This window comes from Paraburkholderia elongata (genome assembly GCF_013177735.1).
GTDB classification, from domain to species: Bacteria; Pseudomonadota; Gammaproteobacteria; order Burkholderiales; family Burkholderiaceae; genus Paraburkholderia; species Paraburkholderia elongata.
In genome coordinates this window covers 15227-39294 of record NZ_WOEZ01000230.1, presented here as the reverse complement: position 1 = coordinate 39294, position 24068 = coordinate 15227, and the positions used below count along the sequence as shown (strand labels likewise).

At 63.0% G+C, this 24068-nt stretch carries 19 protein-coding genes; 16 read left to right on the top strand and 3 right to left on the bottom strand.

Going from position 1 to position 24068, the window contains the following annotated elements:
- The first annotated feature begins 92 nt into the window (after positions 1-92).
- The 3 genes from GNZ13_RS40615 to def all read left to right on the top strand — a co-directional run bounded on the left by GNZ13_RS40615 (position 93) and on the right by def (position 4096).
- Positions 93-1346: a cell division protein ZipA C-terminal FtsZ-binding domain-containing protein gene (locus GNZ13_RS40615; RefSeq protein WP_172175811.1), complete on the top strand. Its 1254-nt coding sequence runs from the start codon at positions 93-95 to the stop codon at positions 1344-1346.
- A 153-nt stretch (positions 1347-1499) separates the two neighbouring features.
- Entirely contained in the window at positions 1500-3566 is a 2067-nt protein-coding gene (ligA, locus tag GNZ13_RS40610) for an NAD-dependent DNA ligase LigA (RefSeq protein WP_172175809.1), read from the top strand.
- On the top strand, positions 3563-4096 hold the full coding sequence (gene def / locus GNZ13_RS40605) for a peptide deformylase (RefSeq protein ID WP_172175807.1): 534 nt from the start codon (positions 3563-3565) through the stop codon (positions 4094-4096). Before ligA ends, def begins: the two co-directional genes overlap by 4 nt.
- A 146-nt stretch (positions 4097-4242) precedes the next feature.
- Here def and GNZ13_RS40600 read toward each other — a convergent pair whose 3' ends face one another.
- The 3 genes from GNZ13_RS40600 to map all read right to left on the bottom strand — a co-directional run bounded on the left by GNZ13_RS40600 (position 4243) and on the right by map (position 9949).
- Positions 4243-5994 (bottom strand): pseudouridine synthase, encoded by a 1752-nt coding sequence (locus GNZ13_RS40600; protein ID WP_407945693.1) that lies wholly within the window; start codon positions 5992-5994, stop codon positions 4243-4245.
- Positions 5995-6528: 534 nt separating this feature from the next.
- A complete protein-coding gene (locus GNZ13_RS40595) occupies positions 6529-9108 on the bottom strand; it encodes a [protein-PII] uridylyltransferase (protein WP_172175803.1) in 2580 nt (859 codons plus the stop codon).
- A 31-nt stretch (positions 9109-9139) separates the two neighbouring features.
- Positions 9140-9949 (bottom strand): type I methionyl aminopeptidase, encoded by an 810-nt coding sequence (gene map / locus GNZ13_RS40590; RefSeq protein ID WP_172175801.1) that lies wholly within the window; start codon positions 9947-9949, stop codon positions 9140-9142.
- 478 nt (positions 9950-10427) lie between these two features.
- Between map and rpsB the strand changes: the two genes are divergently transcribed.
- The 13 genes from rpsB (at position 10428) to lpxA (ending at position 24066) form a co-directional block, all read left to right on the top strand.
- Positions 10428-11180: a 30S ribosomal protein S2 gene (gene rpsB, locus GNZ13_RS40585; protein ID WP_172175799.1), complete on the top strand. Its 753-nt coding sequence runs from the start codon at positions 10428-10430 to the stop codon at positions 11178-11180.
- Between the two features lie 192 nt (positions 11181-11372).
- Entirely contained in the window at positions 11373-12254 is an 882-nt protein-coding gene (gene tsf / locus GNZ13_RS40580) for a translation elongation factor Ts (RefSeq protein ID WP_172175797.1), read from the top strand.
- 218 nt (positions 12255-12472) lie between these two features.
- Complete coding sequence (pyrH, locus tag GNZ13_RS40575; RefSeq protein ID WP_028199371.1) at positions 12473-13186, top strand: UMP kinase; 714 nt, start codon at positions 12473-12475, stop codon at positions 13184-13186.
- A 100-nt stretch (positions 13187-13286) separates the two neighbouring features.
- Positions 13287-13847 carry a ribosome recycling factor gene (gene frr, locus GNZ13_RS40570; protein WP_054035184.1) on the top strand — a complete coding sequence of 187 codons (561 nt, stop codon included), beginning with the start codon at positions 13287-13289 and terminating at the stop codon, positions 13845-13847.
- 147 nt (positions 13848-13994) lie between these two features.
- Positions 13995-14777 carry a polyprenyl diphosphate synthase gene (gene uppS / locus GNZ13_RS40565; RefSeq protein ID WP_028199369.1) on the top strand — a complete coding sequence of 261 codons (783 nt, stop codon included), beginning with the start codon at positions 13995-13997 and terminating at the stop codon, positions 14775-14777.
- Positions 14771-15592 carry a phosphatidate cytidylyltransferase gene (locus GNZ13_RS40560; RefSeq protein WP_172175795.1) on the top strand — a complete coding sequence of 274 codons (822 nt, stop codon included), beginning with the start codon at positions 14771-14773 and terminating at the stop codon, positions 15590-15592. Before uppS ends, GNZ13_RS40560 begins: the two co-directional genes overlap by 7 nt.
- Before the next feature lie 10 nt (positions 15593-15602).
- The gene (locus tag GNZ13_RS40555; protein ID WP_172175793.1) at positions 15603-16808 is read left to right on the top strand and encodes a 1-deoxy-D-xylulose-5-phosphate reductoisomerase; all 1206 of its coding nucleotides are present in this window, start codon (positions 15603-15605) and stop codon (positions 16806-16808) included.
- Positions 16809-16815: 7 nt separating this feature from the next.
- On the top strand, positions 16816-18201 hold the full coding sequence (rseP, locus tag GNZ13_RS40550) for an RIP metalloprotease RseP (RefSeq protein WP_172175791.1): 1386 nt from the start codon (positions 16816-16818) through the stop codon (positions 18199-18201).
- Positions 18202-18268: 67 nt separating this feature from the next.
- Positions 18269-20572, top strand: a complete 2304-nt coding sequence (gene bamA, locus GNZ13_RS40545) for an outer membrane protein assembly factor BamA (RefSeq protein WP_172175789.1) — start codon at positions 18269-18271, stop codon at positions 20570-20572.
- Positions 20573-20670: 98 nt separating this feature from the next.
- Positions 20671-21201: an OmpH family outer membrane protein gene (locus GNZ13_RS40540; protein WP_172175828.1), complete on the top strand. Its 531-nt coding sequence runs from the start codon at positions 20671-20673 to the stop codon at positions 21199-21201.
- Between the two features lie 193 nt (positions 21202-21394).
- Positions 21395-22498, top strand: coding sequence for a UDP-3-O-(3-hydroxymyristoyl)glucosamine N-acyltransferase (gene lpxD, locus GNZ13_RS40535; protein ID WP_172175787.1), 1104 nt, complete (start codon positions 21395-21397; stop codon positions 22496-22498).
- A gap of 219 nt (positions 22499-22717) precedes the next feature.
- Positions 22718-23182: a 3-hydroxyacyl-ACP dehydratase FabZ gene (gene fabZ, locus GNZ13_RS40530; protein ID WP_006048683.1), complete on the top strand. Its 465-nt coding sequence runs from the start codon at positions 22718-22720 to the stop codon at positions 23180-23182.
- Positions 23183-23277: 95 nt separating this feature from the next.
- Positions 23278-24066 carry an acyl-ACP--UDP-N-acetylglucosamine O-acyltransferase gene (gene lpxA / locus GNZ13_RS40525; RefSeq protein WP_172175785.1) on the top strand — a complete coding sequence of 263 codons (789 nt, stop codon included), beginning with the start codon at positions 23278-23280 and terminating at the stop codon, positions 24064-24066.
- Positions 24067-24068: the final 2 nt, after the last annotated feature.

Here is a 24068-nt window from a genome sequence, read left to right as displayed (position 1 = left end):
GGCGCCCGCGTTCAGCGCAGCGGCCAGCGGCCGCGCGATACGTGGGACGGGCGCATAGCCGCGCAGACAAAAGAATTGCTGATGGAGCATGCATGGACGAGTTGACACTCGGTTTGATCGGCGCGGGTGCCGTGGTGGTCGGGGGCGTGGTCGTGTACAACGCATGGCAAGGCGCGAAGGTGCGCCGCAAGATGCCGCGTCCGATGCCGGCCGATACCGCCGAAAGTTTCGCGCGGGACGATCAGGAGGAACAGAGCCCGTTTATCGAACCGGCCCGGCCGACCACGCGGCGCGAACCGGTAGTGGGTTCAGACGCGGCTTCGGAAACCGCGGCGGCGCGCGTCGAGCCGACTTTTGGCGCAACTGCTGCGCCGCTCGATACGCCGGCCGATATTCAGGCCGAGACGACGACGCCGAACGGCTATCCGGAAGCGGAAGGTATTGCTGAAGCCGAAGGCGGCCACGCTGCGAAGACCGACGAACCGGTCGAGCCGATCCTGCCCGCTGCCACGACGATTTCGTCGGCGCCGCCGGCTATCGTCGACCGCCGCATCGACTGCATCGTGCCGATTCGTTTGAATGGCCCGGTGGCCGGCGACAAGGTGATTCCGCTTGCGCAGCGTCTGCGCCGCGCCGGCAGTAAGCCGGTGCATATCGAAGGCAAGCTCGAAGGTGGCGCGTGGGAACTGCTGCAAAACGGCGCACGCTATGAAGAGTTGCGCGCGGCCGCGCAATTGGCCAATCGTAGCGGGGCGCTCAACGAACTGGAGTTCTCGGAGTTCGTGACCGGCGTGCAGCAGTTTGCCGATGCGCTCGACGCGTCGCCAGAATTTCCCGACATGCTCGAAACGGTTGCCATGGCGCGCGAGCTCGACGGCTTTGCCGCGCAGTGCGATGCGCAACTGTCGATCAACGTACTCTCCGACGGCGCGCCGTGGTCGGCCAATTATGTCCAGGCAGTCGCGTCGCAGGACGGTTTGCTGCTCTCGCGCGACGGCACGCGCTTCGTCAAGCTCGACGCGAAGCAGAGCCCGGTGTTCATGCTGCAATTCGGCGACACCAATTTCCTGCGCGATGACCTGACCTACAAGGGCGGCCAGATGATCACGCTGGTGCTCGACGTGCCGGTCGCGGACGAAGACATCCTGCCGTTCCGCCTGATGTGCGACTACGCGAAATCCTTGGCTGAGCGCATCGGCGGACGGGTGGTCGACGATGGACGCCGTCCGCTGCCGGAAACCGCGCTGCTGGCGATCGAAAAGCAATTGATGACGCTCTACGCGAAGCTCGAGCAGGCGGGTATTCCGGCGGGGTCGCCGGCCACCCGGCGGTTGTTCAGCCAGTAACGGCTCTGCTCTTTTACGCAGTACTCGACGGCCGCACGATGTGCGGCCGTTGGCGTTTGGGGCAATCCGAAACTGGCCATTCGGCCGATGTAAAGGGGCACGCTTCCTGCGATAATCCAATGTCTGAATTCCATTGAAGAAGTTTCCGACAGCATGGCCCGAACCCCCGTCTCAAATCCTGCAACCAGCGCTCCCGCCGAGCGGGCCGAGTGGCTGCGCGCGGAACTCGAACGCGCCAATTACGCATACTACGTGCTCGACCAGCCGGACTTGCCGGACGCCGAATACGACAAGCTTTTCAAGGAGCTGGAGCGGATCGAGACGGAGCATCCGGACCTGGTCGTGCCGGATTCGCCCACCCAGCGCGTGGGCGGCGAGGCGTCGGGCGGCTTCGAGCCGGTCGTGCACGATCAACCCATGCTCTCGCTGAACAATGGCTTCGCGGACGAAGACATCGTCGCGTTCGACAAGCGCGTCGGCGACGCGCTCCGCAAGAACGCGAGCGAACCGCCGGTGCCGGTGGATTACGCGGCTGAGCTGAAGTTCGACGGCCTCGCCATCTCGCTGCGTTACGTCGACGGCATGTTCGTTCAGGCGTCCACGCGCGGCGACGGCTCTACCGGCGAGAATGTCACCGAGAACGTCCGCACGATCCGTTCCATTCCGCTCAAGCTCAAAGGCAAACGCGTGCCGCATGTGCTCGACGTGCGCGGCGAAGTGCTCATGTTCAAGCGTGATTTCGAACGCCTGAACGAGCGCCAGCGGGCCGCTGAGCAAAAGGAATTCGCTAATCCGCGTAACGCTGCCGCGGGCAGCTTGCGGCAGCTCGATTCGAAGATCACCGCGCAGCGGCCGCTGTCGTTCTTTGCTTATGGAATCGGTGTGATCGAAGGTGGCGAGATGCCGGCCACACATAGCGAACTGCTCGACTGGTACAAGGAACTCGGCTTGCCGGTGAATGGCGAGCGGGCGGTGGTGCAGGGCGCCGAAGGCTTGCTGGGTTTTTTCCACGCGGTCGGCGAGAAGCGTGACACGCTGCCATATGACATCGACGGCGTCGTCTACAAGGTCAACCGGCGCGATGAGCAGGACGCGCTCGGCTTTGTTTCGCGTGCGCCGCGTTTCGCCTTGGCGCACAAATTCCCCGCGCAGGAAGCGCTGACCAAGCTCGTCGCGATCGACGTGCAGGTCGGCCGCACCGGCGCAATCACGCCGGTTGCGCGGCTGGAACCGGTGTTCGTCGGCGGCGCGACAGTGACGAACGCCACGTTGCACAATGAAGACGAAGTGCGTCGCAAAGATATTCGCATCGGCGACACGGTGATCGTGCGGCGCGCCGGCGACGTGATTCCCGAAGTGGTGAGCGCGCTGCTCGAGCGCCGCCCGGACGACGCCCGCGAGTTCGTCATGCCCACGCACTGCCCGGTGTGCGGCTCGAGCATCGAACGGTTGCCGGACGAGACTATTGCGCGCTGCACGGGTGGCCTGTTCTGCCCTGCGCAGCGCAAGCAGGCGCTGTGGCACTTCGCGCAGCGGCGGGCGCTGGATATCGACGGACTCGGCGAAAAGATCATCGATCAACTCGTCGAGCAGAATCTGGTGCGCACGCCGGCCGATCTGTTCAACGTTGGCTTCGCGACACTTGCAGAACTCGACCGCTTCGCCGAAAAGTCCGCGCAGAATCTGCTCGACTCGCTCGAAAAAGCCAAACACACTACGCTCGCGCGCTTCATTTACGCGCTCGGTATTCGGCATGTGGGGGAATCGACGGCGAAAGATCTTGCCAAACATTTCGGCTCGCTGAATCCGATCATGGACGCCTCGGTCGAAGAATTGCTGGACGTGAACGACGTGGGTCCTGTGGTGGCCGAGTCGATTCATCGGTTTTTTGCCGAAGAGCACAACCGCACGGTGATCGAGCAACTCCGCGCGCCGGGCAAGGTCACATGGCCGGAAGGACCGCCCGCGCCAAAGGCGCCGCAAGGCGTGCTGGCCGGCAAGACGGTCGTATTGACCGGCACCTTGCCGACGCTCGCCCGCGAAGAGGCGAAAGAAATGCTCGAAGCGGCCGGTGCGAAAGTGGCCGGCTCGGTGTCGAAGAAAACGGACTATGTGGTGGCAGGGGCCGAAGCTGGCAGCAAGTTGGTGAAAGCCGAGGAACTCGGCATCCCGGTACTCGACGAAGATGGTATGCGTAAGCTCCTGGAGGGACAGTTATGATCCGCGAAATTCTCAAGATGGGCGATCCGCGCCTTTTGCTCATTGCTGATCCGGTCGATCACTTCGACACGCCCGAACTGCACGAGCTCATCAAAGACATGTTCGAGACCATGCACGACGCGAACGGCGCGGGGCTCGCCGCGCCGCAGGTCGGCGTCAATCTGCAGGTGGTGATCTTCGGCTTCGGGCACAACGAACGTTATCCGGATGCGCCGCCGGTGCCGGAGACGGTGCTGATCAACCCGACCATCACGCCGGTGTCGCTAGACATGGAAGAGGGCTGGGAAGGCTGCCTGTCCGTGCCGGGCCTGCGAGGAGCGGTGAGCCGGTTTTCGATGATCAAGTATCACGGCTTCGATCAATACGGCAAGCCGATCGACCGCGTCGCCGAAGGCTTTCACGCGCGTGTCGTGCAACATGAGTGCGACCACCTGATCGGCAAGCTGTACCCGATGCGGATCAACGATTTCGCGAAGTTCGGCTTCACGGAAGTCCTGTTTCCGGATATGGACCTCGGTAACGACGACTGAAGCTGCATCCTGGCCGGCGGCGATTGCATTGTCGCTAGCGCCGCCGGAAACAAAAAAACCCACGCCGAGGCGTGGGTTTTTTGTTGGGCGAACGTCACGGCGCGGACGCCGTAAGTTTTTCGCTGTTGAGCGTCAGGCCCCCGGCATCAAAACGACTCGTCCGCCGACAGATAGCGCCATTGGCCCGGCGGCAGTGCACCCAGCATCACCTGGCCCATCCGCACGCGCTTCAGGCCGATCACGTCGAGGCCGACTAGCTCGCACATCCGGCGGATCTGACGCTTCTTGCCTTCGCGCAGCACGAAACGCAGTTGCTCGCCGTTTTGCCAATTGACCTGTGCGGGTTTCAGCGGCACGTCGTCGAGCGAGAGGCCGTGGCACAAGAGCGCGAGGCTTTCCGGCGGGAAGTGGCTTTCGACATCGGTGGTGTGCTCGCCGAACGACACGCGCACCAGATACTCCTTGTCGATCTCCGAATGGCCGCCGATCAGCTGTTTGGCGATGCGGCCGTCCTGCGTCAGCACCAGCAGGCCCGTCGAATCGATGTCCAGACGCCCGGCCGGCGCGAGTTGGCGCAGATGTGCGACCGAGAAACGGACGTCAGAATGGTCGCCTTCCCAGCGATTTTCCGGCGTGACCAGCGTAATCGCCGGTTGATAGCCGTCTTCCGCCTGGCCCGATACGAGGCCCACGGGCTTGTGGATCAGGACCGTCACCTGGCTCGCTTGCGCGGCTTCAGCGGCGGGGTCGATCTCGATGCGCTGGTCCGGACGAACCTTGGTGCCGAGCGTGTCGATCCGCTCGCCGTCGACCAGCACCCAGCCTTTTTCGATCCACTCGTCGGCTTCGCGGCGTGAGCACAGGCCGAGTTCCGACATCAGCTTGGACAGGCGCAGGGTGCCCGGTGCGTCTTCGTAATCGCGGCGCGGCGTGCGCGGGGCGGCGTCGGCGTCGCGTTCGGCTCTGGCTGCCGGCGCTGGGCCGCGCGGCTTGTCGGCACGGGCAGGGCGGTTGTCATCGCCAAAGCGGCGGCCGGCGGCCGGCAGCGCCTTGTCGAAGCTGCGAGCAGGGCGTTCGCCTCGGTCACTACGTTCGTTACGTTCGCTACGTTCGCCGGCACGCGCCGGACGATCGCCGAATTCACGTTTGGCCGGTGCTCGTTCGCCGCGGTCGTCACGCGGTGCGCGAGCCGGACGGTCCGTGCGGTCACCGTAGCCGCTTTTGACGGGCTTCGCGAAAGTGCGCTCGCCACGCTCGGATGCGCCATGCTCGCCTTCAAACCGGCGCGGTGCGCTATTGCTGCGTGGCCCGCGCTCGCCGCTACGGCGTTCTTGCGGTGCGCCACGGTCGTTGCCGAAGCGGGGTCGATCCGAAGCGTCGCGCGCCGGACGCTCGCCACGCGGGCCGCCTTCCGACGGGCGGCCTGCGCCCGGGCGCGGACCGCTGAACGAGCGGCGTTCGCCATCGTCGCGGCGCGGGGCGCGGTTGCCTTCGAAACTGCGTGGTGCGCGTTCGCTGCGGTCTGCGCTGCCTTCGAAGCGGCGGGGCGCGCGTTCGCTTCGGTCCGAGCTTCCTTCGAACCGGCGGGGTGCGCTCTGGCTGCGCTCGCCGCGATCCGTACCGCCTTCAAAGCGACGCGGAGCGCGCTCGCTGCGGTCGCCAGCACCTTCGAACCGGCGCGGAGCGCCTTGGCTACGTTCGCCGTCAGCGCGACGCGGAGCACGTTCGCTACGATCGCCGCCGCCTTCAAACCTGCGAGGCGCACGCTCACCATCGTCACGACGCGGAGCGCGGTCACTGCCTTCAAACCGGCGCGGAGCGCCTTGGCTGCGTTCACCGTCAGCGCGACGCGGAGCACGTTCGCTACGATCGCCGCCGCCTTCAAACCTGCGAGGCAAACGCTCACCATCGTCACGACGCGGAGCGCGGTCACTGCCTTCAAACCGGCGCGGAGCGCCTTGGCTACGTTCACCGTCAGCACGGCGCGGTGCGCGTTCGCTACGATCGCCGCCACCTTCAAACTTACGGGGCGCACGAGCGCCATCGTCGCGACGCGGAGCGCGATCGCCGCCGCCCTCGAAGCGGCGCGGCGCACCGCCGGCCCCTTCACGCCGCGGCGGCCGATCCGACGGTGCCCGGCGCGCAGCGCCTGCACCACCCGCATCCCGCTCGCGGGAAAACGATCCTTCAGCCCGTGGCGCACGCGCACCGGCGCCTGCCGGCTTACCTGCACCAACCGGCCGCTTGCTGCCGCCACCCGCTGCGCCAGCGCCTTCACCCCGCGCCCCGCTAAAACCCGCCGTCGACGGGGACGGTTTCGGCCCTGCCGGGCGCGTCGGCTTACGCGCCGAAGTGCTTCCGGTACGGACAGGGGCGCGTTCGGACGAAGCCGGCCGCGGGTGCTTGGCTGTTAATTTGACTCGCATGAAATCTCACACTGCAATCGCGCGCAGCAGTTCGGTCTCGACCTGAATTTGCAGGCGGTTGTCCGACAGACCGTGTCCATCCAGCAGGAACACGTCTTCGACGCGTTCGCCGAGCGTATTGATCCGCGCCGACGCGACGCCGACCCGGTGCTCGGCCAGCACGCGCGCGATTGAATAAAGAAGGCCTGGCCGGTCGTTGGCAGACACGGACAGGATGTAATATTGGCCGCGCTCGTCGGCCCGAAGATCGACGCGCGGCGTAACAGGGAAGGTCCGCGACAGCCGTGACAAACGGCCTTTCGACGGTCCCGGGAGGAGGGTGCCGTCACCCGTGAGGCGTGCGGTCAGTTCCTGTTCGACCAGATTGGCAATATCGCGATAATGCACGTCTTCTTCGGTATGTGCGACGAGGAAATTATCGAGCGCGTACCCGTGGCGGGTCGTGCTGACCCGCGCATCGAGCACTGACAAGCCATTGCGGTCGAAATACGCACAAATGCCGGCGAATAGATCGGGCTGGTCTTTCACATACACCAGCACCTGAAGGGCTTCGCCGATCGGCGAAGGACGCGCCCGCACGATCGGCGTCGCGGTCTCGACGTGCCGGTACAGCACGCGCGTCTGCCATGCGATATCCGCCGCATCGTGGCGCAGGAAGTAGCCAATGTCCAGCTTGTCCCACAGCGCCTTCTGCGCGCCTTCCGGCACGGTTTCGAGGCGCAGCAGGGCCAACGCCTCTTCCTGGCGCGACTTCAGTTCGGAGTGCGCGTCAGGCCGTGCGCCGCCGAGCACCGCCAGGGTCGCGCGGTAGAGGTCCTCGAGCAGCTTGCCTTTCCACGTGTTCCAGACTTTCGGGCTTGTGCCGCGAATATCGGCCACGGTCAGCAGGTAAAGCGCGGTCAGCCGGCGTTCGTTGCCGACCAGTTCGGCAAACCGCTTGATGACTTCGGGGTCGCTCGTGTCCTGTTTCTGCGCGACCTGGCTCATGGTCAGATGCTGCTGGACCAGCCAGACGACCAGTTCGCCGTCCTCGCCCTCGATGCCATGGTTACGGCAAAAGCGCCGTGCGTCGGCCATGCCGAGCGTGGAATGGTCGCCACCGCGGCCCTTGGCGATGTCGTGAAACAGCGCCGCCACGTACAAGACCCACGGCCGGTCGAAATTGGCGATCAACTGGCTGCAGAACGGATATTCGTGCGCGTGCTCGGCTACCGCGAAGCGGCGCAGATTACGCAACACCATGAGGATGTGCTGATCGACCGTGTAGACGTGATAAAGGTCGTGCTGCATCTGTCCGACAATGCGCCGGAAGTTCAACAGGTAGCGCCCGAGCACGCTGGTCTGGTTCATCAGGCGCAGCGCGTGCGTGATGCCGGCCGGCTGCTTCAGGATGTCCATGAACAGGCGCCCGTTTTCCGGATCGCGCCGCCAATGCTGATCCATCACATCGCGGGCGTTGTAGATCGCGCGCAGCGTGCGCGCCGACAAACCCTTCACGCCCGGCGTCTGTTCGTAGAGCAGGAAAGCCTCGAGGATCGCGTTCGGCTCACGCTGGAATACGTCGTCGCTGGCGATCTCCAGCATGCCCTGCTTCTCGACGAAACGGTCCGACAGCACGCGCGTGATGCCGCTCGTGTTGGGGAAAAGCTGCGCTTCGATGTTCTGGATCAGGATGGTGGCGAGCTGCGTAACGGCCTTTGCGGACCAGTAATAGCGGCGCATCAACTGTTCGCTGGCGCGCTTGGTCGCGGTCGGCTTGTAGCCGAAGCTTTCGGCTACCGGCGTTTGCAGGTCGAACACCAGAATGTCCTGGCGGCGGCCGGCGATCACATGCAGCCGGGCACGCAGCGTTTTCAGGAAACCTTCGTTGCGACGCAGTTCACGCGCTTCACGCTCGGTGATCAGGCCGCGTGCTTCGAGCTCGCGCCAGCTGCTGCCGAAACCCGCCGCCTGCGTAATCCACAGAATCAGTTGCAGATCGCGCAGACCGCCCGGGCTTTCCTTGATGTTCGGTTCGAGCGAATACGGCGTGTCCTGAAACTTGGCGTGCCGTTGACGCATTTCCAGCACTTTGGCTTGGAAGAACGCGCGCGGGTCGAGTGTTTCGCGGTAGCGCTTCACAAAGTCGTCGAAGAGCGGGGCGCTGCCCGTAATGCGCCGCGCTTCGAGCAGCGAGGTGCGCACGGTGACGTCGTTGGCGGCTTCTTCGACACATTGCGCCACGCTGCGCACACTGCTGCCGAGTTCGAGCCCTAAATCCCACGCGAGGCTAATAAAGCGTTCGATCCGCGCTTCGAGATGCGCGATCGGCGCGTCGGGCAACAGGACCAGAATGTCGATGTCGGAGTGCGGCGCCAGTTCGCCCCGCCCGTAACCGCCGACGGCCAGCAGGGCCAGTTCGGGCGGCAGCTGACAGGTGTTCCAGGCGGCGCGCAACGACTCGTCCGTGGCGCGCGAGAGAGCGGCCATCAGCGAGTCGACGTTGGAGGCGGTCTTGAAGCGTTCCAGCAACTGGGCTTTGGCCACTTTATAGTCTGCCTTGAGCGACGTGGCATGGGATTGGGCGACGGCTGGAACACTACTCATTGGCAGGTGGGCGAGGGAGGTCGGAAGTCGGTCAGGCCGTGGCTGCGACAACCGGCGGACGCGCGGGCGTGCCGGCCGAGACAGTCAGCACGTCGTAGCCGGTTTCGGTGACGAGGATGGTGTGTTCCCACTGTGCCGACAGGCTACGGTCTTTGGTCTTGACGGTCCACTGGTCCGGCATGGTGCGGATCTCGCGCCGACCGGCGTTGATCATCGGCTCGATCGTGAAGATCATGCCGGTCTGCAACTCGAGCCCGGTGCCGGGACGGCCATAGTGCAGGATCTGCGGGTCTTCGTGGAACACCGTGCCGATGCCGTGGCCGCAATATTCGCGCACCACGCTGTAGCCTTGCCCTTCGGCATGCTTCTGGATGGCGTAGCCGATATCGCCGAGATGGGCGCCCGGGCGCACCTGATCGATGCCGAGCCACATGCATTCGAAGGTGGTCTGCACGAGGCGTTTGGCCATGATCGAGCCTTCGCCGACGATGAACATCCGGCTGGTGTCGCCGAAATAGCCTTCCTTGATCACCGTGACGTCGATATTCAGCGCGTCGCCGTTCTTCAGCGTCTTGTCGCCCGGAATGCCGTGGCAGATCACGTCGTTCACCGAAATGCAGGTGGCTTTCGGGTAGGGCGGATAGCCGGGCGGCTGATAATTCAGCGGCGCCGGAATCGTGCCTTGTTCCTTGAGCATGTATTCGTGACACAGCCGGTCGAGCTCGCCGGTCGTGATGCCGGCCGTGACGAACGGCGTAATGTAGTCGAGCACTTCGCTAGCGAGCTTGCAGGCGACGCGCATCTGCGCGATATCGTGTTCGTTTTTGAGCGTAATAGCCATGAGTCGGGCCTGAAATGCAATTTATTGGAAGATTATCGCACCATATTCCGCCTGCCGCAGGGTTTTGCGAGAGGGTTGGCGCCTTTCGCTCCCATGTTCGCGGCGGATTGCGGGCGGCTTGCTGATGGCGGCGGCAAGCGCCCGGGTGCAACCGGCTGCGGCGACCCGGAGCTACCGCGCGGGTTGAGCCGACCGATAGTCACGTGCTATAATCTTTGGCTAAGTCGATCCCTGTCTTATTTTGTTGCTCTATTGGCTGTTCTAATGGGAGCCAAGCGGGGAGCAAACTGGCAGGAAAGGCTTCCCGTAGCGATAGTTGCCTGCGCTACAGGATGGGGCAGTACCAAGGCAGCAGACTCGCAAGCCGGCGCACCCAGGGTGTCCGTCGCGTTCAGCCAGAAAGTGCAATAAATGAGCACAACTGGCAGCGCGGCCGATACGGCAGCCGCCTTAAGACCCAACCCTCGCGGAGATTTTCATGGCAGTTACCATGCGTCAAATGCTGGAAGCCGGTGTCCACTTCGGTCACCAAACGCGCTTCTGGAACCCGAAGATGGCCCCCTTCATTTTCGGCCATCGCAACAAGATTCACATTATCAACCTCGAAAAGACGCTGCCGATGTACAACGACGCGCTGAAGTATGCGCGTCAACTGGCAGCCAATCGCGGCACGATCCTGTTCGTCGGCACGAAGCGTCAATCGCGCGACACGATCGCTGAAGAAGCGCAACGCGCTGGCATGCCTTTCGTCAACGCACGCTGGCTCGGCGGCATGCTGACCAACTTCAAGACGCTGAAGGTCTCGATCAAGCGCCTGAAGGACATGGAAGCAGCGCTGGAAGCAGGCGAAACCGAACGAATGAGCAAGAAGGAAGCGCTCCTGTTCGAACGCGAAATGGCCAAGCTGCAAAAGTCGATCGGCGGCGTGAAGGACATGGGCGGTATTCCGGACGCGATCTTCGTGGTCGACGTCGGCTACCACAAGATTGCCGTGACCGAAGCTAACAAGCTCGGCATTCCGGTCATCGCCGTGGTCGACACGAACCACTCGCCGGAAGGCATCGACTACGTGATCCCGGGTAACGACGACGCTTCGAAGGCTGTCGCTCTGTACACGGCTGGCGTGGCTGACGCGATTCTCGAAGGCCGTGCTAACTCGGTCAACGAAGTGGTGCAAGCTGCTCGCGGTGGTGACGGCGACGAGTTCGTCGAGGTCAACCCGGAAGCGTAAAGCTGCCCCGTGTCCGGCAAAAAAGGGGGCTTTCTACAGGCCCCCTTTTTTTAAGCCGCGACAAAGTAGTGGTGTGCTGTGAGCAGTGCCTGAGCGTAGTCCGTAAAAAATACGTGCGACGTTGAAACGAATTCTTGCCGCCGGTATCGAAGTCCGGGCGGCGTGTGACAGACGGAACTCAAGGAGCAAATGATGGCGGCAATTACCGCAAGCATGGTTGCAGAACTGCGCGCAAAGACCGACGCGCCGATGATGGAATGCAAGAAGGCGCTGACGGAAGCCGATGGCGACATGGCGCGCGCTGAAGAGCTGCTGCGCGTGAAGCTGGGCAACAAGGCCAGCAAGGCAGCGTCGCGCGTGACGGCTGAAGGCGTGGTCGCATCGTTCATCGGCGGCAATGCTGGTTCGCTGGTCGAACTGAACTGCGAAACCGACTTCGTTTCGAAGAACGACGACTTCCTGGCTTTCTCGAAGACGGTCGCTGAACTGGTCGCTACGCAAAACCCGGCTGACGTCGCTGCGCTGTCGGCACTGCCGCTGGACGGCTCGACGGTCGACGCGGTGCGCCTGGCACTGGTCGGCAAGATCGGTGAAAACCTGTCGATCCGCCGTTTCGTGCGTTTCGACACGGCTAACAAGCTGGCAGCGTACCTGCACGGCACCCGTATCGGCGTGCTGGTCGAGTACACCGGCGCGGACGAGCAGATCGGCAAGGACGTGGCAATGCACATCGCCGCTATGAAGCCGGTCTCGCTGTCGTCGGACGACGTGCCGGCGGATCTGATCGCCAAGGAACGCAGCATTGCTGAACAGAAGGCTGCTGAATCGGGCAAGCCGGCTGAAATCGTCGCCAAGATGGTCGACGGCAGCGTGCAGAAGTATCTGAAGGAAGTGTCGCTGCTGAACCAGACGTTCGTTAAGAACGACAAGCAGACGATCGAACAGATGCTGAAGGCCGGCAACTCGAGCGTGCAGAAGTTCGCGTTGTTCGTGGTCGGCGAAGGCATCGAGAAGAAGCAGGACGACTTCGCAGCTGAAGTGGCGGCTCAAGTCGCTGCTGCAAAGCAACAATAAGCCTCGTTTAAGTTTCAGTTAGTACCGCTGGACCCGCGGCGGAGCAAGACTTTGCCGCGGTCGGCGGCGCCGCAAGGCTGCGCGCGGGTGACCCTCGTGGCGCACGCCGCTGGCGAGCCCTAGGGTTCGCCAATTTGGCGACGCTTGCCCGAATCAGTATTTCACCCCTACATTAGTCCCTTGTTGTTGCCCTGTTCTGCGCGATCTGGATACCCCCTATGCCCACTGCCTATAAACGCGTCCTGCTCAAACTCTCCGGTGAAGCTCTGATGGGCGACGATGCCTTTGGCATCAATCGTGCAACCATCGAACGAATGGTAGCGGACGTGGCCGAAGTGGTCCGTCTCGGAACGCAGCTGGCCGTGGTGATCGGCGGCGGCAATATTTTCCGCGGCGTGGCGGGCGGCGCGGCCGGTATGGATCGCGCCACGGCTGACTACATGGGCATGCTGGCCACCATGATGAATGCGCTGGCGCTGCAGGACGCAATGCGCCACGCCGGTATCGAAGCGCGCGTGCAATCCGCGCTGCGCATGGACCAGGTGGTCGAGCCGTACATCCGGCCCCGCGCGATTCGCCAGCTCGAGGAAGGCAAAGTCGTGATTTTCGCGGCCGGTACCGGCAATCCGTTCTTCACGACGGATACGGCCGCCGCGCTGCGCGGCTCGGAAGTCGGCGCGGAAGTGGTGCTGAAGGCCACCAAGGTGGACGGCGTCTATTCTGCCGACCCCAAGAAAGACCCGAGTGCGACCCGTTACGCCACGATCAGCTTCGACGAAGCGATCGGCCGCAATCTGCAGGTGATGGACGCCACGGCGTTCGCGCTGTGCCGCGACCAGAAGCTGCCGATCCGGGTGTTTTCGATCGTCAAGCCGGGCGCGCTCAAGCGCATCGTACTAGGCGAGGACGAGGGCACCCTCGTCCACGTGTAAACTCTCGTTCACATAACGTGGGCTTTAACGCGAGCCCAGGCCGCCGCATAGTGTGCGCGCTGGCCGGCTCGCACCGTTTTGAAAGTTCGGAGGTTTAAAAATGTCTGTGGCTGATATCAGGAAGGGCGCTGAACAAAAGATGCAGCGTTCCATCGACGCGTTCAAGAACGACCTGTCGAAAATCCGCACGGGCCGTGCACACACGGGCCTGCTCGATCACATCCAATGCGATTACTACGGTTCGCCGGTGCCGATTTCGCAGGTCGCGAACCTGACGCTGATCGACGCACGCACGATCGGCGTGCAGCCGTGGGAAAAGAAGATGGTCCAGGTCGTCGAAAAGGCGATCCGCGAGTCGGACCTCGGTCTGAACCCGGCGACGCAAGGCGACGTGATCCGCGTGCCGATGCCCGCGCTGACCGAAGAACGCCGTCGCGAACTGACCAAAGTGGTCAAGAGCGAAGCGGAAACGGCCAAGGTCGCTGTTCGCAACCTGCGCCGTGATGCAAACGAGCAACTGAAGAAGCTCGTGAAAGACAAGGAAATTTCTGAAGATGACGAGCGCCGTGCAGGTGACGACGTTCAGAAACTGACGGACAAGTTCGTCACGGAAATCGACAAACTGGTAGTGACCAAAGAAGCCGAGATCATGACGGTCTGAGGCCGGTTGGCTCCCAAGAAAACGCCGGGCCGCCCCAAGTTTTCTTGCCCCCTCGGGGGGGGGGCCTGGTGCGAAGCACCAGGTTTGGGGGCACTCAGTATTTTCAGGGTTTCCACTTCTTTTTTTGCAGTCACTGTCCCGACGGCCATGACCTACACCAGCTCAACCGTGCGCGTGCCTGATGTCGCCGCGGTGCCGCGACATATCGCGATCATCATGGACGGCAACGGCCGTTGGGCGACCCAGCGCCGTTTGCCGCGCGTGGCCGGCCATACGCGCGGCGTCGACGCGGTGCGTGCGGCCGTCGAGGCCTGCGCCCGGCAGGGCGTCGAATACCTGACGCTCTTTGCCTTCAGCTCGGAAAACTGGCGCCGCCCGAACGACGAAGTGTCGTTCCTGATGCGCCTGTTCGTCACCGCGCTGGAGCGCGAGATCGGCAAGTTGCACGCGAACGGCATCCGTCTGCGCGTGGTCGGCGATCTGTCCCGATTCGATACGCGCATTCGCGACCTGATCAAGCGCGCGGAAACCAAAACCGCGCGCAACACCCGTCTCACGCTCACCATTGCCGCCAATTACGGCGGTCGCTGGGACATCATGCAGGCCACCCGCAAGCTCGCCGAGCAATCGGCGCTGGCGGGCAAGGCGGTCGAGGTGAACGAGGACTCGTTCGCCGAACACCTGTCGATGGCCTATGCGCCGGAGCCGGATCTCTTTATCCGCACCGGCGGCGAGCGCCGCGTCAGCAACTTCCTGCTCTGGCAACTCGCCTACACCGAGTTCTACTTCACCGACACGTTCTGGCCGGATTTCGACGCCGACGCGCTCGGCCACGCTATCGCCTCCTACGCGGAGCGTGAGCGCCGCTTCGGCCGCACCAGTGCTCAACTCGAGCCGCAATCGCAAAACGTCGATTCGCTTCCATGCTAAAAACCCGTGTCATCACGGCGATCATCCTGCTGGCGATCTTCCTGCCGGTCACGTTGTTCGCGCCGGTGGGCGCGTTCGGCGCGCTGATCGCCTTCGTCGTCGTGTTCGCGGCGTGGGAATGGGCGCGCCTGCTGAAGCTCGGCGGCGCGGGCCCGGTCATTTACGCGCTGGTGGCCGCCGTTGCGCTGGTCGTGAGCACACGTCTCGGTACCGGCGTCGAGGAGCCCCGGCCGCTCTTTCAGGCGGCCGCTATTTTCTGGGTGATTGCGGGGCCGTACGTGCTTCTGCGCAAGCCGACCCTCGCGCAAGGGGTCTGGCGCGCTTTTCTATTCCTCGCCGGCATTGTGGTATTCGTCGCGTGCTGGCATGCTCTCGTCGCCGCGCGCATGAAGGGCGTGCCGTTCGTGCTGTCGCTGCTGCTGTTGGTGTGGCTGGCGGATATCGGCGCATACTTCTCTGGAAAGGCTTTCGGGAAACACAAGCTGGCGCCCGCCATCAGCCCGGGTAAGACCTGGGAGGGCGCGATCGGCGGCTGGCTGGCCGTGATGATCGTCGCCGCGGCGGCGGTCTTTTTGCATGCGTTCGAGCCGACCCTGTATTCTGCGCTGCTGGCGCAATTGGGCGCCGTACGTACACTGCTCGCACTGACCCTGCTGGTGGCATTCAGCGTGGCGGGCGACCTGTTCGAATCGATGATGAAACGTCAGGCCGGAGTGAAAGATTCAAGCGGCCTGTTGCCTGGGCACGGTGGCGTACTCGACCGCATCGACGCATTGTTGCCGGTGCTGCCGCTTGCCATGCTGCTGCTCGGCTAGAGAAAGAGATATGCAAAAAAGTCTGACACTGCTCGGTTCCACGGGCTCGATTGGAGACAGCACGCTCGACGTCGTCGCGCGTCATCCCGAGCGCTTTTCGATTTACGCGCTCACGGCGCATCGCAACGGCGACAAGCTCGTCGAGCAATGCCTGCGCTTTAAGCCTGAAGTCGCGGTAGTCGGCGATGCCGATACCGCCGCGCGCGTCGCGGCGAAACTGCGCGAAGCGGGCTGCAAGACCGAAGTCTCGTATGGGCCGCAAGCGCTCGTCGACGTGTCGAAGAGCGATGGCTGCGATACGGTGGTGGCGGCGATCGTCGGCGCGGCAGGCCTCGCGCCGAGTCTCGCCGCCGCGCGCGCCGGCAAGCGCATTCTGCTCGCCAACAAGGAAGCGCTGGTGATGTCCGGCGCGATCTTCATGGACGCGGTGCGTGACAACGGCGCCGTGCTGCTGCCGGTCGACAGCGAACACAACGCAATATTCCAATGCCTGCCGCGCGAAGCCGCACTGCACGGCGGTGTTTCGAAGATCATCCTGACCGCGTCCGGCGGTCCGTTCCGGACGCGCGAACCGGCCACGCTGGTCGACGTCACGCCTGACGAAGCCTGCAAGCATCCGAACTGGGTCATGGGCCGTAAGATTTCGGTCGACTCGGCCACGATGATGAACAAAGGCCTCGAAGTGATCGAGGCACACTGGCTCTTCAATCTGCCGGGCGAGCGCATCGACGTGCTGATTCATCCGCAAAGCGTGATTCATTCGATGGTGTCGTATGCCGACGGCTCGGTGCTTGCGCAACTGGGCAATCCCGACATGCGCACGCCGATCGCGCATGCGCTGGCGTTTCCGGATCGCGTCGATTCGGGCGTGGCGCAACTCGATCTGCTGCAGGTCGCGTCGCTCTCGTTCGAAAAGCCGGATTACACACGCTTCCCGTGTCTCGCGCTTGCCGTGAAGGCGCTGGCCGAGGGTGGGTTGGCGAGCGCGGCCCTGAATGCCGCGAACGAAATCGCTGTTGAAGCGTTCCTGTCGCGCCAGATCGGTTTCATGGCGATCGCTCAGGTTGTCGACGCCGTACTCAACGCGCTGCCGAACCGCAGCGCGCACGCGCTCGAAGACGTGATTGAAGCCGACGCCGCCGCGCGTCGCGCCGCTGCAGACTTCATCGTGCGTCTGCCGGACGGCGCCCGTCGCACGGAACGCGCCGTCCAGTGAGGCGCCTATGAATCTGCTGATCGAGCTGCTTGCCTTCGCGGTCGCGATTGGCGTACTTGTGGTCGTCCACGAGTACGGGCATTACAGTGTGGCGCGTTTGTGCGGCGTCAAGGTATTGCGTTTTTCGATCGGCTTCGGCAAGCCGCTGTTCCAATGGGTGAGCCCGAAGACGGGCACCGAATGGACGATTGCCGCGCTGCCGTTGGGCGGCTACGTGAAGATGCTCGACGAGCGCGAGACCGGCGGTGCGCCGATTCCGGTTGAAGCCTTGCCGTATGCGTTCAACCGGCAGTCGGTGTGGCGCCGTATCGCGATTGTCGCGGCCGGTCCGGTCGCGAACTTCCTGCTCGCCATCGTGCTGTTCGCGCTCGTGTTCGCTACCGGCGTGACAGAGCCGGCGGCTGTGGTTGCGGCGCCTGCTCCAAATACGCCGGCGGCGTTGGCCGGTTTCGACGGCGGCGAAACCATCGTCGCCGTGCGTGCCGAGAACGCCGGCGAATCCGAGCACGTGCGCTCCTGGTCCGACCTGCGCTGGAAGCTGCTGGGCGCGGCATTCGATCACAAGCGCGTCGTGCTGAGCGCGAAAGATGCCCACGGCACCTCGGATTTCCAGTTGGATCTGCGCGGTATCACCGAGAAAGACGTCGACGACGACTTTATGTCGCATCTCGGCTTCGAGCCGGGCGGTGGCAAGCTGACGGTCGCGGGTGTGCAGCCGGATAGCGCAGCGCAAAAGGCAGGCCTCGCAGTGGGTGACCGTCTGCGCGCGGTCAACGGTGTTCCTACCGACAATGCCACGGCCTTCATCGCTTATGTAAAATCGCACGCCGGTGTGCCCGTGATGCTGCAGGTAGAGCGTGGTGGGCAAGCGGCGGGCAAGCTGGAAGACGTTCGCATCGTCCCTCAGTCGCAGCGTGATGACGCAACGGGTCAGCAGATCGGTCGTATTGGTGCGGAAATCGCCACCCAGGTGCCGTCGATCGACGTGCGTTATGGGCCGCTCGAAAGTCTGCAACTGGGCGCGCGCCGTACGTGGGATCTTGCTGTTTATTCAGTGCGCATGTTCGGGCGAATGATCGTCGGCGAGGCTTCGTTAAAGAATCTTTCCGGTCCTGTCACGATCGCCGATTACGCAGGAAAGAGCGCACGTTTAGGTCCTTCTGCATTCCTGTCGTTCCTGGCCCTTGTCAGTATTAGCCTCGGCGTACTGAACCTGTTACCAATTCCGGTATTGGACGGGGGTCATCTGTTATATTATTTGGTTGAAGCTGCAACCGGCAAAGTTGTCTCTGATCGCTGGCAACTCGTTTTTCAGAGGGCGGGTCTCGCCTGCATCGTCGCGTTATCGGCGATTGCGCTGTTCAACGATCTGGCTCGTTTAATCCATTTTTAAAGTGTCTGGCGGCGTTCACGATGGCGACCGTCTGACCTGATGCAGCTATACACACTGGGGAAGCACGTTGTTTAAACCTCATCGCTTTGTTCCAAAGACGGTTATAGCCGCGGCATTCGCCGCGCATGGGCTGGTTGCTCACGCAACGACGCCCTTCGTGGTGCAAGACATCCGGATCGAGGGATTGCAACGCGTCGAACCCGGTACCGTGTTCGCGTACCTGCCCATCAAGCAGGGCGACACCTTTAGCGACGACAAGGCTTCTGAAGCCATTCGCGCGCTGTACGCCACGGGCTTCTTCAACGACGTCAAGATCGCGACCGAAGGCAATGTCGTCATCGTGCAGGTGCTGGAGCGTCCGGCCATCGGCACGATCGACTTCTCCGGCATTCACGAGTTCGACAAGGACAACCTGACCAAGGCGCTGCGCGCGGTCGGTTTGTCGCAAGGCCGTTACTACGACAAGGCACTCGTCGACAAGGCCGAGCAGGAACTGAAGCGCCAGTACCTGACGCGTGGCTACTATGCCGCCGAAGTCACCACCACGATCACGCCGATCGACCGCAATCGCGTGTCGGTGCTGTTCTCGGTGGCTGAAGGTCCGAGCGCGAAGATCCGCCAGATCAACTTCATCGGCAACAAGGCGTTCAGCACGGGTACGCTGCGCGACGAAATGCAACTGTCCACGCCGAACTGGTTCTCGTGGTACACCAAGAACGACCTGTACGCGAAAGACAAGCTCACCGGCGACCTCGAAAACGTCCGCTCGTATTACCTGAATCGCGGCTACCTCGAGTTCAACATCGAGTCGACTCAGGTGTCGATCACGCCGGACAAGAAGGACATGTATCTGACGGTCACGCTGCACGAAGGCGAGCCGTACACGATCAACAGCATCAAGCTGGCCGGTAACCTGCTCGATCGCGAGCCGGAGCTGGCCAAGCTCATCAAGATCAAACCGGGTGACCGCTTCTCGGCTGAAAAGCTGCAAGCCACCACCAAGGCGATTGTCGACAAGCTGGGCGAATATGGCTATGCGTTCGCCACCGTCAACGCGCAGCCGCAGATCGATCAGGAACACCACAAGGTCGACCTGACGCTGCAAGTGGACCCGAGCCGCCGCGTGTACGTGCGCCGCATCAACGTGGTCGGCAACACGCGGACTCGCGACGAAGTCGTGCGCCGCGAAATGCGCCAGCTCGAAAGCTCGTGGTTCGATTCGAACCGTCTCGCGCTGTCGAAAGACCGGATCAACCGTCTCGGCTACTTTACCGACGTCGACGTAACCACGGTGCCGGTCGAAGGCACGCCGGACCAGGTCGATGTGGACGTCAAGGTGGCCGAAAAGCCGACCGGCGCGATCACGCTGGGCGCGGGCTTCTCGTCGACCGACAAGGTGGTGCTTTCCGCGGGCGTGTCGCAGGACAACGTGTTCGGTTCGGGTACGAGTCTCGCGGTGAACGTGAATACCGCCAAGACGTACCGTACCTTGACGGTCACGCAGGTCGACCCGTACTTCACCGTCGACGGCATCAAGCGGATTACCGACGTCTACTACCGTACGTACCAGCCGCTGTACTACTCGACGGATTCGAGCTTCAAGATCGTCACGATCGGTGGTGACCTGAAGTTCGGTATTCCGTTCTCCGAAGTCGACACGGTGTACTTCGGTGCCGGCCTCGAGCAGAACCAACTGGATATCGACGCGAATACGCCGCAAAGCTATATCGACTACGTGCACGAGTTCGGCCGTGTGTCGAACAACGTGCCGATCACGGTGGGCTGGTCGCGCGACGCGCGTGACAGCGCACTGGTGCCGAGCCGCGGTTACTTCACGCAGGCGAACGCCGAATACGGCACGCCGATCGGCGGCACGCAGTACTACAAGGCCGACATCAACGCGCAGTACTATTATTCGTTTGCGCGCGGCTTCGTGCTGGGCTTCAACTTCCAGGGCGGTTACGGTAACGGCCTCGGCGGCAAGCCATACCCGATTTTCAAGAATTACTACGCGGGCGGTATCGGTTCGGTGCGGGGCTACGAGCCGAGCTCGCTGGGTCCGCGTGACGCGAAGACGAACGACCCGATCGGCGGCTCGAAGCTGCTGGTGGGTAACGTCGAATTGACGTTCCCGCTGCCGGGCACGGGCTACGACCGTACGTTGCGTGTCTTCACGTTCCTCGACGCCGGTAACGTGTGGGGTACCGAGGGCAACAGCATCGGCGCGAACGGCCTGCGTTACGGCTATGGTGTCGGTCTCGCGTGGATCTCGCCGATCGGCCCGCTCAAGCTCAGCTTGGGCTTCCCGCTCACGAAGCACACCGGCGACCAGTATCAGAAGTTCCAGTTCCAGATCGGGACGGCATTCTGATCCGGCGGCCGGCGGCCGGCGATCCGCCGTCGGGCGGTCCGTCCGCGAGCGGCTCCCGGTGGCGGGCCCGGCCAAACTACAGTATCGAGAGGATGACTTTGCTAACCGGTATGTTTTCGAAACGTGTGGCGTGTGCGTTTGCGCTGGCAATGACGCTGGGTGTCGGCGTAGCGGGAGTAGCGCACGCGCAGGAAGCCAGGATCGCTGCGGTGAATTCGGACCGTATCCTGCGTGAATCGGCTGCCGCAAAGGCTGCACAGGTCAAGCTCGAGGCGGAGTTCGCCAAGCGCGACAAGGATCTGGCCGATATGGCGCAGAAGCTGAAGTCGATGTCCGACTCGCTCGACAAGAACGGCGCGTCGATGTCGGCCGGCGATCGCGCGCAGAAGCAGCGCGATCTGTCGCAACTGGATACGGACTTCCAGCGCAAACAACGCGAGTTTCGCGAAGACCTGAACCAGCGGCGCAACGAAGAGCTGGCGGCGGTGCTCGACCGGGCCAACAAGGTGATCAAGCAGATCGCCGAGCAGCAGCACTACGACCTGATCGTTCAGGAAGCGGTGTATGTGAGCCCGCGCATCGACATTACCGATCAGGTGCTCAAGGCTCTTGCGGCCTCGGGCAACTGAACGCGCACGCTGCGCCGGCCGCAGGATCGCAGCACGGGGCCGTAGAACTGACAAGTTGGACTGATTTTGCAGCAACCATCTTGCATGGGATCGGAGTAAGTGCTGAAGCACCAACTCCGATCGACATGCTCTGCATGGGACCAGAGTAAGCGCTGAAGCGCTAACTCTGGTCGACACAGGAGACAGGATAGGCATGGCATTTACGCTCGAGGACATCGTCCAACGGTTCGGCGGTGAAGTTGTCGGAGACGGTTCGCAGCGCGTCGGCAGTCTGGCGCCGCTCGACCAGGCAGGCCCCGACCAGTTGGCGTTCCTCGCTAATCCGAAGTATCTGTCGCAGGTCGAGACAACCCGTGCGGGCGCGGTGTTGATCAACGCCGACGACCTCGCCAAGCTGAACTCCAGCGAGGGTCGTAACTTCATCGTCACGCCGAATCCGTACGCTTACTTCGCGCGCGTCGCGCAGACCTTCATCGACATGGCCGCGCCGAAGCCGGTGGCGGGCGTTCATCCGAGCGCAACCATCGACCCGTCCGCGCAAATTGCCGCGAGCGCGGTGATCGGCCCGAACGTCACGGTGGAAGCGGGCGCGGTGATCGGCGAAAACGTGCGGCTGGACGCCAACGTGGTGATCGGCCGCGGCACGCGGATCGGCGCGGGCTCGCATCTGTATCCGAATGTCGCGGTGTACCACGGCTGCAAGCTCGGCGAGCGCGTGATCGTGCACGCGGGCGGGGTGATCGGTTCGGACGGTTTTGGCTTCGCGCCGGATTTCGTGGGCGTTGGCGATGCGCGTACCGGCAGTTGGGTGAAGATTCCGCAGGTCGGCGGTGTGTCGATCGCGGCAGACGTCGAAATCGGTGCGAACACCACCATCGACCGTGGCGCCATGGCCGACACGATCATCGAAGAGTGCGTGAAAATCGACAACCTCGTGCAGATCGGCCACAACTGCAAGGTCGGCGCCTATACGGTGATTGCAGGTTGCGCGGGCATCGCGGGCAGCACCACGATCGGCCGTCACTGCATGATCGGCGGCGCGGTCGGGATTGCCGGTCACGTGACGCTGGCAGACTATGTGATCGTCACGGCGAAGTCCGGCGTGTCGAAGTCGTTGTTGAAGCCAGGCATCTACACCAGCGCGTTCCCGGCAGTGAATCATGCGGACTGGAACAAAAGCGCCGCTTTGCTGCGTAACATCGACAAACTTCGTGACCGTATCAAGGCGCTCGAAAATGCTGCGTCGGCAGGTAAGCCAGCCGACGCAGCGAGCAATTCCGCAGGCGACCAGGCCTGAGATATCAAGCAAGCCCGCAAGCAGGCCCGCAGAACAATCGCGGGGCAACCTGCTGGTACCGCGTAAAATGGCGGGCAAGCATCAGGAAGCAAAGTCGGTTGCCGTGACCGGGTGGCATGGCCGCCGGGTCTCGGCAAGCGCCGGCAGCACGCGTTACCAACCCACCTGCACCAGCATCCGCAGTCATCACCGCGCAGTTAATGCGTGAGTAGAAACACCATGAGCACCGAAAAAATCAATCTCGACATTCATAAGATTCTCACGCTGCTGCCTCATCGTTACCCGATCCTGCTGGTCGACCGGGTGCTCGAACTCGAGCCGCACAAGAGCATCAAAGCGTTGAAGAACGTGTCGATCAATGAGCCGTATTTCCAGGGTCACTTTCCGACCCGTCCGGTGATGCCCGGCGTGCTGATCCTCGAAGCGCTCGCGCAAACGGCGGCCCTGCTGACGTTTTCGGAAGAGCCGAGCGATCCGTCGAACACGCTGTATCTGTTCGTGGGCATCGACAATGCGCGTTTCAAGCGCGTGGTGGAGCCGGGCGATCAGCTGATCCTGAACTGCACGTTCGAGCGTCATATGCGCGGCATCTGGAAGTTCAAGGCGCGCGCCGAAGTGGATGGTGTCGTGGCGGCGGAAGCCGACCTGATGTGCGCGGTGCGGCACACGGACAAAGACGCTTAAAGACCGGTGTCCGGGCAGTCAGCGGCTTACCCTGAGCCCTGCAAGCTCCGGCTACGTCCATCCAGACAACGCAACAGAATCAGAAGCGAGGACGCATGAGCAGGATTCATCCCACTGCGATCGTCGAACCGGGCGCACAAGTCGACGAATCCGTCGAAATCGGACCGTATGCCGTCATCGGCGCACATGTGACGATCGGCGCACGGACCACGGTCGGTTCGCACAGCGTGATCGAAGGTCACACCACGATCGGCGAAGACAACCGGATCGGCCACTACGCATCAGTCGGCGGCCGTCCGCAGGACATGAAGTACAAGGACGAGCCGACCCGGCTCGTGATCGGCAATCGCAACACGATCCGTGAATTCACCACGATCCACACCGGCACGGTGCAGGACGCGGGCGTGACGACGCTCGGCGACGATAACTGGATCATGGCCTACGTGCACATCGGGCACGACTGCCACGTCGGCAACAACGTCATTCTGTCGAGTAATGCGCAGATGGCCGGTCACGTGACGATCGGCGACCACGCGATCATCGGCGGTATGTCGGGCGTGCATCAGTTCGTGCGGATCGGCGCGCATTCGATGCTGGGCGGGGCTTCGGCGCTCGTGCAGGACGTTCCGCCGTTCGTGATTGCCGCGGGCAACAAGGCCGAGCCGCACGGCATCAATGTCGAAGGTCTGCGCCGCCGCGGTTTTTCGGCGGATGCGATCTCTGCGCTGCGCTCGGCGTACCGCTTGCTGTACAAGAACGGCCTGTCGCTGGAAGAAGCGAAGGTGCAGTTGCGCGAACTCGCGTCCGCGGGTGGCGATGGCGATGCGCCGGTACAAACGCTGCTCGCGTTTGTCGAAGCGTCGCAACGCGGCATCATCCGCTAACC